The sequence below is a fragment of the Streptomyces populi genome, from assembly GCF_002911015.1.
Taxonomy (GTDB): Bacteria; Actinomycetota; Actinomycetes; order Streptomycetales; family Streptomycetaceae; genus Streptomyces; species Streptomyces populi.
Genome location: NZ_KZ626847.1, coordinates 152,422 through 166,855, shown reverse-complemented (window position 1 = coordinate 166,855; position 14,434 = coordinate 152,422). Strand labels below are relative to the sequence as shown.

The window sequence follows — 14,434 nt, the reverse complement described above, 5'->3', positions numbered from 1 at the left end:
GCGCTGGCGACGTGCGCCAGATCGATGTGGCGCCGCCGGGTGAGGACCACGTGCGGGTTCATGGAACGGGAGTTCAGCAGACGTCCGCCGGAGTGGTCAAGAAATTCGGAGCGGGTCTTGCATCGCGGACACGGAGGGATTCTCCGTTTGTCCGGAACTCCTTGGCGCGGCGGGATGGTTCCGTGCCGGCCGACGGCTCGGGCCGGGCCCGTGCGGACGGGTCGGGAGGATGGCAGCAGACCCCTCGCGGCCCCTGCCGACGACTCCGCGACGGCGCGGAAATGCCTGGTCGGCGGGGATGGGGGCGAAGAAGCACCGGGAAGCGCGGGCCGGTTCGGTGGACACGCGGCGGGCGCGGGCGCGGCGGCCCCGAGCACAGCCGTCGCCAACCGCTCGCCGGGGTACGCGACATGTCCAAGGGGTGGACCACTGGCCGGTACGGACGGTCGACGGCGTGCACCGAGGAGGGACGGCGGACAGCCGGTGGAACCGCGTGCCGAGGCGTCCCCGGGCAGCCGGTGCTTGCCTCTGACCCGCACGTCAGGAATTAGCGTGTGCGCGCCCACACCGGCCCGCCACAGCCGGACCCTCCTTCCGGCCCTCCGTCGCCGGGCCTCCCTCCTCGATCCAGGAGCTCTTCCATGTCCACTCCCCCGCCGTCCGTCACCCGCGAGGTCCGTCTCGTCACCGAGCCCAAGGGTCTGCCCGGCCCCGAGCTCGCCGTCGTCGCACAGCGGCTGCCCGTTCCCGGCCCCGGACAAGTGGTCGTCCGCAACCGGTACTTCCTCGTGTTCCCGGGGCTGCGCACGTTGATCGGAGGTGCGCCCGAGGGGGTACCGCTGCCGACCATCCACGTCGGTGACGCGCTCTTCGGCCCCGCCGTCGGCGAGGTCGTGGCCGCGGGACCGGGCAGCCCGCTGCGGCCGGGCGACGTCGTCACGCACCTGCTCGGGTGGCGTGAGCACGCGTTGGTGACCGCCGCGGACTGCACCGTGGTCGGCGACGTACTGCCGGATCCGGCCGCCCACCTGTCGTCGGGCGCGGCCTACGGCGCGTTGACCCGGCTGGCCGGCATCCGTCCCGGCGACACGGTCCTCGTCACCGGCGCGGCGGGCGGGGTGGGGTCCCTGGCCGGCCAGGTCGCCCGGCTGCTGGGCGCCGGGAGGGTCATCGGCAGTACGCGTTCTCCGGGCAAGGCCGAGCGGCTGCGGACCGAACTGGGCTACGACTCGGTGGTGGTGTCCGACGTCCGGTCACCGTCGCTCGCAGGGCAGTTGGGCGTGGCCGCGCCCGAGGGCGTCGACGTGGTCCTGGACACCGTGGGCGGTCAGCAGCTGACCGCCGCGCTCGAGGTGGCGCGCCACGGCGCCCGCTTCGCCCTCGTCGGCGCGCTGTCCGGCCAGCTGTCACCCCACCGGGACGGCGGCAGCGCTCCGGCGGAGATCGACACCTTCCGCCTCGTCACCCGGGGAATATCCCTGCGCGGATACAACGGCTCCGACCATCCCGACGCGGCGGAGGAGTGGGTCGGGCGGTTCGGCGACTGGCTGCGCGCGGGTGAGATCACCTTTCCGCACGTGCGGATCCCGGGCATCGAACGCGTCCCCGAAGCGTTGCAGGAACTGTTCGAGGGGCGGCACTTCGGGACCGTGATCGTGGAACTGCCGCCGCACTGAAGCGTTCGCCGCCGTACCGCGCGGGCGGGCGCCCGACACGAAGCGAGGCGACGTGGTCATGCGCATCGGAGACGCCGCGGCGGCAGCCGGAACCACCCCGCGGGCCCTGCGGTTCTACGAGGAACGCGGGCTGCTGCGACCGCCGACGCGCACGGCCGCCGGCCAACGCCACTACGGGCCGGGGGACGTGGCCCGGCTCCGTGTCATCCGTGAACTGCTCGGCCTGGGGCTGACCGTCGAGGACCTGCGCACCGTCGCCGACCGGATTCATCTCCTGGTCGAGAATCCGCAGCAGGCCTGCACGAGCTGCGGGCCGGATTCCCCGGGCCCGGGCGTGGTCGAACGACGGCTGGCGGCCATCGACGACGAGATCGGCCGCCTGACCCGCCTGCGCGACCGCCTGGCACACCGGACGGGGCAGGGCTGAACCCACGGGCGGGGCGGAGGGAGCCGGGCGAAGCGGCCGATCCTGTACGGGTCGTGCGCCCTGCTGTACCGGTCGCGCACCCTCCCGTGCGTGAGGCCGGCGATCCCCCGGCGCCGGACCGGCGCCCGTCCGGAGCGGCGGATCCGCCGTGCCCTCCGGCGAGGGAAACACACCCGCCTGGCTGGTTCGTGACGGCGTCATGTGGTTATCTGGGCCCATGACCGTGCTCGTGACCCGCCGCCACGTCGATTACGTGCGTGTCACCACCACCGGTTGTCCCGCCGCGAGCTGACGTCACGCTCGGGCTTCTGACCAGCATCTCCTTCACCGCGTAGCGCCGACCGCTGCCGTCGTACCGGCAGTGGTCCATGGCGCCGTGGTTCCTCGCACCTTCCCCCTCTCACCCTCCGTACAGGGAGCGGCACCATGAGCCAGCCCATCGATTCCGTCACCGCCGGCCACACCCCGGAAGAGGTACCCGCGGGACCTGACACCTCGGCATGGTCCTTCGAGACCAGGCAGGTTCACGCCGGGGCCGCGCCCGACCCGACGACCGGCGCCCGGGCGACCCCGATCTACCAGACGACGTCGTTCGTGTTCCGGGACACCCGTCACGCGGCCGACCTGTTCTCGCTGGCCGAACCCGGAAACATCTACACGCGCATCCACAACCCCACCCAGGACGTCTTCGAGCAGCGGATCGCCGCGCTCGAGGGCGGCGTCGCGGCCGTCGCGCTCGCCTCCGGACAGGCGGCGGAGACGCTGGCCCTCCTCACGCTCGCGAGCGCGGGCGACCACATCGTCTCCAGTACGTCGCTGTACGGCGGCACGTACAACCTCTTCCGGCACACGCTCCCCAGGTTCGGCATCGAGGTGTCCTTCGTCGACGATCCCGACGACGTCGAGGCCTGGCGGGCCGCCGTCCGGCCGAACACCAAGGCGTTGTTCGCGGAGACGCTGGGCAACCCGCGCGGCAACGTGCTGGACGTGCGCGCGGTCGCGGACGTCGCGCACGCCGAGGGGGTGCCGCTGATCGTGGACAACACCGTCCCGACCCCGTACCTGCTGCGGCCCCTCGAGCACGGCGCGGACATCGTCGTGCACTCGGCCACCAAGTTCCTGGGCGGGCACGGCACCGCCATCGCGGGTGTGGTCGTCGACGGCGGCACCTTCGACTTCGGCGCGCGTCCCGACCGGTTCCCGGACTTCACCGAGCCGGACCCGAGCTACCACGGTCTGCGGTACTGGCCGGCCCTCGGCCCCGGCGCCTTCGCGGTCAAGCTCCGGGTACAACTGCTGCGCGACCTCGGCCCGGCGCTCTCCCCGCACTCCTCGTTCCTGCTGCTGCAGGGCGTGGAGACGCTGAGCCTGCGCATCGAGCGGCACTCGGCGAACGCGCAGGCACTGGCCGAGTGGCTGGAGCGGCGTGACGAGGTCGCCGCCGTCCACTACCCGGGGCTCGAGTCCAGCAAGTGGTACGAGGCGGGACAGCGGTACCTTCCGCGCGGCGCCGGCGCCGTGGTCTCCTTCGAGCTGCGGGACGGGGTGGAGGCGGGCAAGCGGTTCGTGGACGCGGTCGAGCTGTTCAGCCACCTCGCCAACATCGGCGACGTACGCAGCCTGATCATCCACCCGGCGTCCACCACCCACAGCCAGCTCGACGACGAGCAGCTCGCGGCGACCGGCGCCTCACCGGGCCTGGTGCGCCTGTCGGTCGGCATCGAGAACCTCGCCGACCTCAAGGCGGACCTGGAGGCGGGCTTCCGCGCGGCCAAGGGCGCGTCCTGAACACGGTATCGACGCCTCACCGGGAACCCCTTCCGCCGGTCACCGGTGCCTGGCGGGAGGGGGACCCGCCGGGGCGTCGCCGGTGGTACCGCCACGAGAAGCCGCTCTCGCTGGAGGCGGGCGGTGAACTGCCGGGTGTGCGGCTCGCGTTCGAGGCCTGGGGACGGCTCGCGCCGGACGCCTCCAACGCCGTCCTCGTCCTGCACGCCCTCACCGGGGACAGCCACGTCACCGGACCGGCCGGCCCCGGGCACCCCACCCCAGGCTGGTGGGACGGCCTCGTCGGACCGGGACGCGCCCTGGACCCGGAGCGCTGGTTCGTCGTGGCGCCGAACGTCCTCGGCGGCTGCCAGGGCAGTACCGGTCCCGCCTCGCTCACACCGGACGGACGCCACTGGGGCGGCGACTTCCCCTTCCTGACGCAGCGCGACCAGGTGGCGGCCGAGGCGGGCCTGGCCGACGCGCTCGGCATCGACCGCTGGGCGCTGGTGGTCGGCGGCTCGATGGGCGGGATGCGGGCGCTGGAATGGGCCGTGTCGTACCCCGGGCGGACCGGTGCGCTCCTGCTGCTCGCCACGACCGCCGCGGCGAGCGCCGAACAGATCGCCTGGGCCGACGTCCAGCTGCGCGCCATCCGCTCCGACCGGAACTGGCTCGAGGGCCACTACCACGACACCGGCCGTGGCCCGCACACCGGACTCGGCCTGGCCCGGCGGATCGCCCACGTCACCTACCGCAGCGAGCCGGAACTCCACGTCCGCTTCGGCCGTACGCCCCAGGGCGCGGAAGACCCCTGGAACGGCGGCCGGTACCAGGTCGAGTCCTACCTGGGCCATCACGCCGACAAACTGGTGCGCCGCTTCGACGCGGGCAGCTACGTCGTGCTGTCCGAGGCCATGAACAGCCACGACATCGGCCGGGGCCGCGGTGGCGTGCGCGCCGCCCTGCGCCGGGTGACCGCCCCCACCCTCGTGGCGGGCGTCGACTCCGACCGCCTCTACCCGACGGCCCAGCAGGCGGGACTGGCGGCGGGCATCCCCACCGCCGGCGGTCTCAGGCTGATCGAGTCCCCCTACGGCCACGACGGCTTCCTCATCGAGGTGGAACAGGTCGCGGCGCTCGTGGACGAACTCGTGGCCGGGAAACACGCCGACCGGAAGACGACGTGACCGTTCGCCGGCCCGGTCATGCATGCGGTCCCGCACCACGCCACCGTTCCTGTCGCTGTCGTCGCGCACGGCTGAAGACGCCGCCAGGGCGACAGCACGGGGCTGTCACTGCTCCGACCGCCTGACGGCGGAGAGGCTCGCTCTCACGGAGCCAGGGAGAAGTAGTTCTCTTCCTCCTGGGTGAAGTGCAGACGCAGGACGGTGTTGAGACCGTAGAGGCAGGAGCGCAGGTCGTCGATCTGTTCGGAGGCAAGGCCCTCGTGGGCACGGGCCAGTTCGAGGTGGGTGGCGATGCGACGGGAGAGACGTGTGATCTCGGAGTGGGCCCGGCTCATGGTGGCCGTGGCCTCGGGTCCACCGAGGGCGGGGGCGAGCGCGGGGTAGAGCTCGTGTTCTTCCGCGTACTCGTGGGGCAGCAGCCGTTCGACCAGCAGGCGGTGGGTCTCCTCCACCGCGGCGAGTGCGGCGGGGCCGGACCCGTCGGAGAGGCGGTCTGCCGCGTCGCGTACGGCGTCGAGGACATCCTGGAGGTCGAGGTGTTCGTCGGCGAAGCGGTGGATGAGCGCTTCGGCCTCGGGGGTGACGGCCGGACGTACGGCCTGGTCGACGCGCAGGGCACGCAAGGCGTTGAGGATGACGGCGACGTCGATCCCCTCCTGGAGCAGTGCGCCGACGGCGGGTGGGAGCAGGCCGGCGGCGGCCGCGGCCATGGCGACGAGGGACATCAGCATGCCGCCGAGGGCACTTTGGACGGCGATACGGCGTGAGCGCTGGGCGATGGTGACGGCGTCGGCGAGGCGATCCACGCGGTCGGTGGTCAGGACGATGTCGGCGGCCTCGGAGGAGGCGGTGGAGCCGCGCGCGCCCATGGCGACGCCGATGTCGGCGGCGGCCAGGGCGGGGGCGTCGTTGACGCCGTCCCCGACCATCACGGTGACCGCGTGCTCGCGCTCGGCACGAACGACGGCGACTTTGTCGGCCGGACCGAGCTCGGCACGCACGCCGTCCAGACCGAGGACGGCGGCGACTTCCTGGGCCTGTGCGGCACGGTCACCCGTGAGCATCAACAACCTCCGGATCCCGGCCGCACGCAGGTGACGCAGGGTGCGCGGGGCGTCCTGGCGCACGGGGTCGCGCAGCAGGACGGCGCCGACCGGCTCTCCGTCGAGGGCGAGCCAGGCGACGGCCGCTCCGTCGAGGAGGGCGCGGTTGTCGACCCCCCTGGCCCAGGCGGGCCGTGCGTGGCCGGGATCCAGGCGGCCGATGGCCAGCCTGTGCCCGTCGACGACGCCGGTGGCGCCCCTGCCGGGTTCCTCGGTGACGTCCGTCGCGGTCGTCAGTTCCAGTTCGCGTTCTCTGGCTGTGTCGACGATGGCCTGGGCCAGGACATGGGGTGAGTACTGGTCGAGCGAGGCCGCCAGACGCAGGGCCTCAGCGGGTTCGAGGCCGGGGCGGGCGGTGATGCCGAGGACGCGCGGACGGCCCCGGGTGAGGGTGCCGGTCTTGTCGAGCAGGAGGGTGCGAGCGTGGCCGAGATTCTCCAGTGCTCCGCCGTCGCGGACGATCACGCCGAGTCGGGAGGCGCGGGAGAGGCCGGAGACGATCGCGACCGGGGCCGCCAGCAGCAGCGGACAGGGGGTGGCCACGACCAGGACGGCGACCGCCCGGACGGCGGAGCCGCTGATCAGCCACGCCAGTCCCGCGACGACGGCGGAAAGGGGCACGAACCAAGCGGCGTAGCGGTCGGCCAGTCTCACGACAGGCGCGGACCCGGCCTTGGCCTGCTGGGCGAGCCGAACGATTCCCGCATAGGTGCTGTCGCTCGCGGTGGCGGTGGCCCGCAATTCGAAGACGCCCCCGGCGTTCACCACACCACTGCGCACTCCTTCGCCCCGGAGCCGCTCGACATGGACGGGCTCACCGGTGAGCACCGACTCGTCGAGCACGGCGGCGCTTTCCACACGGCCGTCGACAGGCACGACCTCACCGGGACGAACGACGAGCAGATCTCCGGCGACGACCTGGTCCAGCGGTACCGCCGTCACTCCCGCGTCCGTGCGCCGACGTGCCGAGCGCGGCGCGTGTTCGAGCAGGGCGCACAAGTCGTGGGAGGCGCGCTGCCGGGCCGCGGCTTCCAGGGTGCGTCCGGTGGCGAGCATCAGCGCGATCAGGGCACCGGCCAGGTACTCCCCCACTGCCAGGGTCCCGCCGAGTGCGAGTACGGCGATGAGGTCCACGCCCCCGTGTCCGTGCCGCAGTTCGGCCAGCACCCACCCCACCGCGGGGACGACGGCAGCCACGGTGCCCAGAGCCCACAGCAGGCCGGCGAGGTCCGGGGAGTTCACGAGCCAAGCGATGCCGCCGCCGGTGAGGGCGGCCGCGGTGACAACCAGAAGAACCGGTTCCAGCCCTCTGGCCGTGTCCGGGGCGCTCACGCGGTGCAGTAGCACGGTGAGAGTCGAGTGGTTCATGGCTCACCTCGGTCGTTCCGGCACGCTGCCCGCCGGATCGGTCTCCTTCCATCCCATCGTGGTGCTCGGCCCTCACGGAAGGGGACGTCCGGCCCTGCTTCCGACCGGACGGAAGCGTCGGAGGGACGCCGAGCGGGCGAGAAGGAGGTCGGCGCTGTCGGACAGTGTGGTGAGCCGGGCCGCGTCCTCGTCCTCGATGCGGACACCGGACCGTTCGCCGAGCAGGCCGTCGACGGTCCCCGGTCGGTCGACGACTTCGCCGGAACCGACCAGGGCCACCCGTGTCGGACGGATCATGCCGAAGACGCTTTCGACGCCCTGGTCCCCGAGGCCGGCGGTCGTGGTCATGGCGTCCGACACCTCGGAACCGCGCGGCCTGCCGTTACGGGCCGCTCGTCGGGCGGCGGTCGCACCGGCCTCCACCAGCGTCGTCGAGCCCGGCGCGACCGCGCTTCGGCCGCAGGACATGGCCCGGCACACCGATGGTGGCGTTCACGGCGTCGTGGGGCCGGGGGCCGCCCGCTTCTTGCGGGCCCGAATCACGCGGTGCGCGGCTTCGCTCCGCTTCTCCGCGTCCTCCTGTGGCCCCCGGCTCACTTCCATGAGACCGCCGCGCACCGGACGGCGTGTAGGGCCGGAGGGCCCCGGCGACCGGCCGACCGGCCCACGCCCGCCGTACTGTTCGGCCTCGCGTCAGGGGTGCGGTGCCTTGAGGAGACCCGTGGTGGTGCCGTGGGCGAACACCTCGTAGGCGTCGTGGGCGGTCGGCGGGGGTTCGCAGAGCAGGACCACCTCCGCGAGGGCACGTTCCGCGGTCGGTGGTGGACGGAGTGGCTCCCGGGCAACCAGGCAACCAGGCAACCAGGCAACCAGGCAACCAGGCAACCAGGTCATCGTGGTACCGGACCTGTGTCCGTCGTGGCGCTAATCCGGTTCCATGTAGGGCCGACGGAAGACCGGCGCCTGGCCGGTGCCCCACGGCCGTACGGCGGCCAGGGCTCGGGAGGCGGCGGCTTCCAGCGGCCCGCTGGTGGCGATGGCGACGGCCTCGGGCCAGGGGGGTTCCGTGGCCGCCATGGCGGCGGCGACGTCGAGGTCGGCGTCGGACGGCCCGGAGGAACGCGTGCTCAGGCGGGCCTCCGACACCTCGTCCGGCACTCGGCAGTGCAGGGCCACCAGGTCGGCACCGGTACGCTCGGCCACTTCCCGTGCCGCCGCGCGCTGTTCCGGCGCGGACCAGGTGGCGTCCAGGAGCACGGACTCGCCGGACGACAGCAGGGCGGCCGCGCGGTCCAACAGGGCGGCGTAGGTCCGGTCCGTCCACTCGGGTGTGTACAGACCCTCGCCGTAGGCGGCCGCCGCCGACCGCTCGGGCGGGATGCCCGCCAGTTCCTTGCGGAGACGGTCGCTGCTGAGGAGGGTGGCCTCCAACCGGTCGGCCAGGGCACCGGAGAGGGTGGACTTCCCGCTGCCCGGCAGCCCGCCCACGAGCGTCAGTCCGACGGCGGCGGTGCGCAGGTGGCGCAGGGTCGTGGAGACCAGACGGCGTGACGCCGTCTCCGCTCCCGGCATTCCCTGCTCCGCCTGGATGAGCGACACCTTGGCGCGGACGAACGCGCGGTAGGCGACGTAGTGGTGCCACAGTGACGGGGGCGCGGGGTCCGCGGAGTACTCGCTGTAGCAGGCCAGGAAGTGGGCCGCCGCCTCCGGGGCGCCGAGCTGTTCGAGGTCCATGGCGAGGAAGGCGGCGTCGTCGAGGCCGTCGACGTACCGCAGGTGGTCGTCGAACTCGAGGCAGTCCAGGATGCGGGGGCCGTCGTCGAGGCAGAAGACGTCCTCGGCGAGCAGATCGCCGTGGCCGTCCACCACCCGCCGCTGCCCGATGCGGGAGTCGAACAACCGCTCGCGCCCGGCGAGATATCGGCGTACCAACCGCTCGATCTCGGGCACCCCGTCGGGCACGGGGCCCTCGCCGGCCAACGCGCGGATCTGTGCGAAACTCGCCTCCCACCGCGCCGCCAGCGCGTCCCGCGTGCCCTGTTCGTCCACGTCCCGGCCACGGGGCGCTTTCGCGTGCCAGGCGGCGAGCCGCCGCGCCACAGCCCGCAGCACGTCGTCCGGCACCGCACCCGATCGCACGAGCTGGGACAGGCGTCGGTCCGTCGGCATCCGGCGCATCACCACGAGCGGCTCACCGGCTTCGGCGTCGGGAGTGGAGACCTCGCCCAGGCCCAAGTACACATCCGGTGCGAAGCGGCGGTTGAGGGCGACCTCGCGTTCGCACGCCGCCCTGCGGGCCGAGCGCGTCGTGTAGTCGAGGAACCCCAGGTCCACGGGCTTCTTGACCTTGTAGGCACGGTCACCGGCGAAGAACACGATCGCGGTGTGGGTCTCGCGCACCTCCGCCCGGGGCGATGGTCCCACGGAGCGGACGGGGTCAGTCATGGGGTACGACGGCCACGGGGCAGCGTCCGTGATGCAGGGCCGCGTGGGCCACGGGACCCAGGTGCGGTGTCACTCCGTGCCGGTGCGCGCGGCGGCCGACGACCAGCAGCGCGGCGTCCTCCGCGGCCCGCAGGACGGCTTTGGCGGGGCTCGCCAGACGGATGCTGTCGGCCACCTGCACCTGTGGGTACTTCTCGCGCCACGGGTGGAGCACGCCGGTCAGCTGCTGCTTCGCCTCCCTCGTGATCTCCTCGGCGACCTCGTGGTCCGCGCCCCAGGGCATGCGCGCGTGGAGCGGCACGCTGCGGCCGTGGACGGCCAGCAGGGGCACGCCCCGGGCCGCGGCGGTGTGGAACGCGAAGTCGAGCAACGCCTCGCCCGAGCCGTGAAGTTTCAACGCCACCACCACGCGCCCCACGCGTGCGGGGGACGGCTCTTCCGTCGTCGGATCCGCGCGGACCAGGACGACGGGCCGCTCGGCCCGCGCGACGACCGGCATGCTGACGTCGCCCAGGAAGTAGCTTTCGACGGTCTCCAGCCCCCGGGAGCCGAGCACGAGCATCTCGGACTCGGACGCCGCCTTGATCAGGGCCTCCTGTGCGTCCTCCGGGACCAGATCGCCGATGACGTTCAGGCCCGGGTGACGTGTCCGCAGTTCGGCCTCCGCGGTGTGCACCAGACGCTTGGCCCAGTAGTTCTGGTCGACCTCGGGGGCGGTGTGGGCCGGTTCCTGAGCCAGCAACGGCCACGCGTGCAGCAGCCTCAGGGCGCGTCCGCGCTTCATGGCCTCTTCGGCGGCCCAGCGTGCGGCGGCCAGGCTCTCGGGCGAGCCGTCGAGGCCCACGGTGACGACGGGTTGCATGGCGGCGGCCTCCGTCTGGTACGAAGCGGGGGATGAGGGGGTGCGACGTGGGACGAGTCCGGTGGTGAGCTCGCTCCGGACGCCGCCGCCATATCGGGTACGGCGTGTTCTCTCCCTTCGAGGAGTACCTCATTCCACTCCGACGCGCATGTGGACCGGAGGGGCGGAAAGCCCGTCGGCCTCCTGGGACCGGAAACCGGCGCACCAGGGACCTTCGGCCTATGACCCGGACCCGCCCGTGTTCGAGACTGAGGGCAGGAGTGGGGGGGGAGAGGGACCAGCGAACCGCTGGAGGCCGACCCGTGAACGCCCGAGAACCGTCCACGTACGGCCCGCCCGCGCCCGCCGACGAGCCAGCTCGACGCGAGAACCGCCGGCCGGACGATTGGGCGGCGCGGCCGCGTTCGGCACGGCCTTCGGGGTCTACAGGGCCTGGGCGGGCACGTGTCTGCTGCTGGACCGCCACAGGTCCAGGCAGTGGGGCACCGAGGGGGAGCGGGCGGAGCCGCTGTGGTCCGCGCGTTTCCTCCGGTGGCGGGCCGGCGGCCGGACACGGGCCGAGGAGGCGGCACTCATGACGAACGCGACGACCACGGATCCGTACGAAGTGACGATGGCCGAGTCCTGCTCGCGGGAGGGGACGACCGCCCCGGCCGCGTTCAGCCTGTCCGTCCGTGACCTCCGCGTCGCACCGGTCGCCGCACGCCCCGAACGCTCCGCGCCCGCGGCCCGCCGGATCCGGGCGTCGGTCGCACCCTGCGCCACGACCTCGGAGCGGCCGAGCGCGCTCGCCGCCCGCGTCCTGCACGACATCGAGGAGCGGCTCGCACCACGGCAGCCGGTACCCACGTGAGGAGCAAGACCATGTCGCACACGTCGGAATGGAAGTGTCGTCTCCACCTCTTCGAGGACGGGGGAACGACGAAGGCACGCGTGGTACTGGACACCGGTACCGCGGAACTCACCGGTCACGGGACCGCGCACTGCAATCCCGCGGACGCCGACGTCCCGGAGATCGGTGACGAACTGGCGGCCGGCCGCGCACTGAACGACCTCGGCCGGAAGCTGCTGCGGGTCGCCGAGCACGACATCGAGGGGGTGGGCGCACCGCGGCCGGACGGGCGCGAGAGGGCCGCGTGGTCCCTGTGAGCCACGACCCGTCCGGAACCGAAGCGCCCGGACCGAGGAAGGGGACCCCATGAGGCACCCAGCGCGACACGGCGGCGACACGCGACCCGTCGTCCTGCGCGAGCCGGACGACCTCCGCACCAGGAAGGATCGGCTGATGCACGCGGCCTTCGCCCACGGCGGGTGGCCCGCGTCCGGCGGGAGCGGGCCACGGGCGCCGACACCGAAAACATCGGCACGGAACTGGGCGACGGCGTGCTGACGGTCAGAGCCCCCAGGACCGGAAAGGGGCGGGCGCGGCGCATCGAGACCGACGGCCGAGCCCGGAACCCCGCGAAACACAGCACCATCATCAAGAGAGGGCGGCCACCATGCGAGCTCACCTGGGCGATCAGCTCGTCATCGAAGGCACGAGGTCCGGCGCGGTCCGGCGCGACGGGGAGATCGTGGGACTCCACCACGCGGACGGCACACCGCCGTACGACGTGCGCTGGTCCGACACGGAGGAGACGGCGCTCGTGTTCCCCGGGCCCGACGCGCACATCCACCATCTTGAACACGGACGGCCGGAAGCGGTTCACGAGCCCGTCGCTCAGGACGCCGGCCCGACGAAGGCCGATTCCCCCAGGAGCCCGGCGGCAGGTTCTCCCGGCCCCGGTGACGTCGGCCGGCGTGTGGCCGTCGAACGGCGCAGACAAGGACTCGGCGTCGAGGAGACCGCCCGCCGCGCGCGGATGTCGCCCCGCTACCTGTCGTACATCGAGGAACACCCCGCCGACCCGAGCCTGGCGGCTCTCATCAGACTGGCCGACGCGCTGGGCACCACGGCGGCCGCCCTGCGCGGAGGAGGAGCCGACCTGCCGCCGGGCCAGGGCCGCGCGCTGCCGCGTCCACGGCTTCAGGATCTCGCCCCGGACGAGTGCCGCGCCCTGCTGTCCACCCACGGCGTGGGACGCATCGCGGTGTCCACGCCCGACGGCCGCCCGGCGGTCGTCCCGGTCAACTACGAGTTCTTCGACGACACGATCACGTTCAGAACCGCCCCCGACTCGCTGCCCGCCGCGGCTGTCGGAGCAGAGGTCGCCTTCGAGGTCGACCACGTGGACGACGCCCTGAGTCAGGGCTGGAGCGTGCTCGCCGTCGGCCCGGCGAGCGTGACCACCGATCCCGACGCCGTGCGCGAGCTCACCGAGCGGGCCCACACCCGGCCGTGGGCGGGCGGTGAACGCGGGATGTGGGTGTCGATCCGACCGACGAGCCTCACCGGCCGCAGGATCACCGCGGCGGATCGATAGGCGCCCCGTCGCGCACTCCTGTCCCTTCCGTCCGTGCTCGCCCCTCCAGTGCGGCGAACCGTTCCTCGTCCGGTTCGTGTCCGGCCTCGTCCGGTTCGTGTCCGGCCGGCCGGTCAGTCCTCGGAACGATGGAGTTCGCCGTGAGGGACCACCGCCACGGGACAGTGCGCGTGGTGCAGCACGGCGTGGACCACGTGTCCCAGCGGTGCCCCGGGAACGTGCGCGGGCCGACGGGCTCCGACCACGACCAGATCCGCGTGGGCGGAGGCGTCGACGAGGGCGCCGGCCGGGGAGTGGGCCCTGACCAGATCGCTGGTCACCGTCAGGCCGGGGAACTCGTCCCGCACAGGCGCTATGAGGCGGTTGGCGTAGCTCGCCTGTTCCTCGGCGACTTCGGTGAGGTCGCCGAGCAACGGGACCATGCTTCCCGCGTACTGGTAGTAGGCGTAGGTGCTCAGCACGCGCAGCGAGGCCTTGTACCGGACGGCGGTCCGCGCCGCGAAGCGCACCACGCCGAGGTCCCGTTCGTCGCGTACGGCGACGAGAACCACTCCCGTGGTGACGTGGTCGGGCTCGCCGCGCACCACGACGACGGGACCTGTCGCGTAGGCGGCCACACAGAGCCCGACCGACCCGACCAGAAGTGCGGCGAACCCGCCGGATCCACGGGTACCCACCACGATGAGGCCGTTGTCGCCCGCCGCTTCGAGCAGGGCCTGCGCGGCGGCCGCGTGGCTGACCACGGGGACGACGCGGATGCCGGACGCCTCGCCCTCCGCCACCGCGACAGCGCTCTCCACGGTGGCCGAACCGGCGTCGAGCACCCGCCGGGCCACGGATTCGGACGGCACGTCCGCGACCAGGGTGTCCAGCGCGGTGGCACACACGATGTGCAGTGGCGCGTCCCTGCACGCGGCCTCGGCGGCCGCCCACCGCACGGCCGTCTCCGCGCCCTCGGATCCATCCGCCCCCACGACGACCGGTCCGCGCACGGCAAGCATGATCCCTCCAAGGTTCAGGGTCGTTCCACGATGACACCGCGTACGAGAGTCCGGGGAGTGGCCGTTCGTCCCCGAGGCTGGGCCGAACGGCCCCGGCAGGACCCGTTGTGAGGACCAATGGCCCCTGCCGGACCGACGTTCCCGTGGCCTTTCATGGAATCGACGGCGGGAC

12 protein-coding genes are annotated in these 14,434 nt (G+C 72.9%); 7 read left to right on the top strand and 5 right to left on the bottom strand.

Going from position 1 to position 14,434, the window contains the following annotated elements; translation table 11 throughout:
- Nucleotides 1-641: 641 nt before the first annotated feature.
- The 4 genes from CW362_RS07165 (at nt 642) to metX (ending at nt 5,060) form a co-directional block, all read left to right on the top strand.
- Nucleotides 642-1,676 (top strand): MDR family NADP-dependent oxidoreductase, encoded by a 1,035-nt coding sequence (locus CW362_RS07165; protein WP_103548509.1) that lies wholly within the window; start codon nt 642-644, stop codon nt 1,674-1,676.
- A 58-nt stretch (nt 1,677-1,734) separates the two neighbouring features.
- Nucleotides 1,735-2,103: a MerR family transcriptional regulator gene (locus tag CW362_RS07160; protein ID WP_103548530.1), complete on the top strand. Its 369-nt coding sequence runs from the start codon at nt 1,735-1,737 to the stop codon at nt 2,101-2,103.
- Nucleotides 2,104-2,529: 426 nt separating this feature from the next.
- Complete coding sequence (locus CW362_RS07155) at nt 2,530-3,891, top strand: bifunctional o-acetylhomoserine/o-acetylserine sulfhydrylase (protein ID WP_103548508.1); 1,362 nt, start codon at nt 2,530-2,532, stop codon at nt 3,889-3,891.
- On the top strand, nt 3,888-5,060 hold the full coding sequence (metX, locus tag CW362_RS07150) for a homoserine O-acetyltransferase MetX (protein ID WP_103548529.1): 1,173 nt from the start codon (nt 3,888-3,890) through the stop codon (nt 5,058-5,060). Before CW362_RS07155 ends, metX begins: the two co-directional genes overlap by 4 nt.
- Before the next feature lie 143 nt (nt 5,061-5,203).
- Here metX and CW362_RS07145 read toward each other — a convergent pair whose 3' ends face one another.
- The 4 genes from CW362_RS07145 to CW362_RS07130 all read right to left on the bottom strand — a co-directional run bounded on the left by CW362_RS07145 (nt 5,204) and on the right by CW362_RS07130 (nt 10,838).
- Nucleotides 5,204-7,531, bottom strand: coding sequence for a heavy metal translocating P-type ATPase (locus tag CW362_RS07145; RefSeq protein ID WP_103548507.1), 2,328 nt, complete (start codon nt 7,529-7,531; stop codon nt 5,204-5,206).
- Between the two features lie 72 nt (nt 7,532-7,603).
- Nucleotides 7,604-7,879, bottom strand: a complete 276-nt coding sequence (locus CW362_RS44005; protein WP_206300885.1) for a hypothetical protein — start codon at nt 7,877-7,879, stop codon at nt 7,604-7,606.
- Between the two features lie 576 nt (nt 7,880-8,455).
- Nucleotides 8,456-9,931, bottom strand: a complete 1,476-nt coding sequence (locus CW362_RS07135; protein ID WP_103548506.1) for a bifunctional aminoglycoside phosphotransferase/ATP-binding protein — start codon at nt 9,929-9,931, stop codon at nt 8,456-8,458.
- 37 nt (nt 9,932-9,968) lie between these two features.
- On the bottom strand, nt 9,969-10,838 hold the full coding sequence (locus tag CW362_RS07130; RefSeq protein WP_103548505.1) for a universal stress protein: 870 nt from the start codon (nt 10,836-10,838) through the stop codon (nt 9,969-9,971).
- A 574-nt stretch (nt 10,839-11,412) separates the two neighbouring features.
- On the opposite strand from CW362_RS07130, the gene CW362_RS43200 reads away from it, so the two are divergent.
- The 3 genes from CW362_RS43200 (at nt 11,413) to CW362_RS07115 (ending at nt 13,261) form a co-directional block, all read left to right on the top strand.
- Nucleotides 11,413-11,691: a hypothetical protein gene (locus CW362_RS43200; RefSeq protein ID WP_162683983.1), complete on the top strand. Its 279-nt coding sequence runs from the start codon at nt 11,413-11,415 to the stop codon at nt 11,689-11,691.
- 11 nt (nt 11,692-11,702) lie between these two features.
- The gene (locus CW362_RS07120) at nt 11,703-11,987 is read left to right on the top strand and encodes a DUF1876 domain-containing protein (RefSeq protein WP_103548503.1); all 285 of its coding nucleotides are present in this window, start codon (nt 11,703-11,705) and stop codon (nt 11,985-11,987) included.
- 350 nt (nt 11,988-12,337) lie between these two features.
- Nucleotides 12,338-13,261 carry a pyridoxamine 5'-phosphate oxidase family protein gene (locus CW362_RS07115; RefSeq protein ID WP_103548502.1) on the top strand — a complete coding sequence of 308 codons (924 nt, stop codon included), beginning with the start codon at nt 12,338-12,340 and terminating at the stop codon, nt 13,259-13,261.
- A 113-nt stretch (nt 13,262-13,374) separates the two neighbouring features.
- Here the strand turns inward: CW362_RS07115 and CW362_RS07110 are convergent, their stop codons facing one another.
- Complete coding sequence (locus tag CW362_RS07110; RefSeq protein ID WP_103548501.1) at nt 13,375-14,262, bottom strand: universal stress protein; 888 nt, start codon at nt 14,260-14,262, stop codon at nt 13,375-13,377.
- Nucleotides 14,263-14,434: the final 172 nt, after the last annotated feature.

Bases quoted from the DNA above. Each gene is read 5' to 3' on its own strand.
- CW362_RS07130 (WP_103548505.1), bottom strand. From the start codon at position 10,838: ATGCAACCCGTCGTCACCGTGGGCCTCGACGGCTCGCCCGAGAGCCTG.
- CW362_RS07160 (WP_103548530.1), top strand. From the start codon at position 1,735: ATGCGCATCGGAGACGCCGCGGCGGCAGCCGGAACCACCCCGCGGGCC.
- CW362_RS43200 (WP_162683983.1), top strand. From the start codon at position 11,413: ATGACGAACGCGACGACCACGGATCCGTACGAAGTGACGATGGCCGAG.
- CW362_RS44005 (WP_206300885.1), bottom strand. From the start codon at position 7,879: ATGACCACGACCGCCGGCCTCGGGGACCAGGGCGTCGAAAGCGTCTTC.
- CW362_RS07165 (WP_103548509.1), top strand. From the start codon at position 642: ATGTCCACTCCCCCGCCGTCCGTCACCCGCGAGGTCCGTCTCGTCACC.
- CW362_RS07115 (WP_103548502.1), top strand. From the start codon at position 12,338: ATGCGAGCTCACCTGGGCGATCAGCTCGTCATCGAAGGCACGAGGTCC.
- CW362_RS07155 (WP_103548508.1), top strand. From the start codon at position 2,530: ATGAGCCAGCCCATCGATTCCGTCACCGCCGGCCACACCCCGGAAGAG.
- CW362_RS07120 (WP_103548503.1), top strand. From the start codon at position 11,703: ATGTCGCACACGTCGGAATGGAAGTGTCGTCTCCACCTCTTCGAGGAC.
- CW362_RS07110 (WP_103548501.1), bottom strand. From the start codon at position 14,262: ATGCTTGCCGTGCGCGGACCGGTCGTCGTGGGGGCGGATGGATCCGAG.
- CW362_RS07145 (WP_103548507.1), bottom strand. From the start codon at position 7,531: ATGAACCACTCGACTCTCACCGTGCTACTGCACCGCGTGAGCGCCCCG.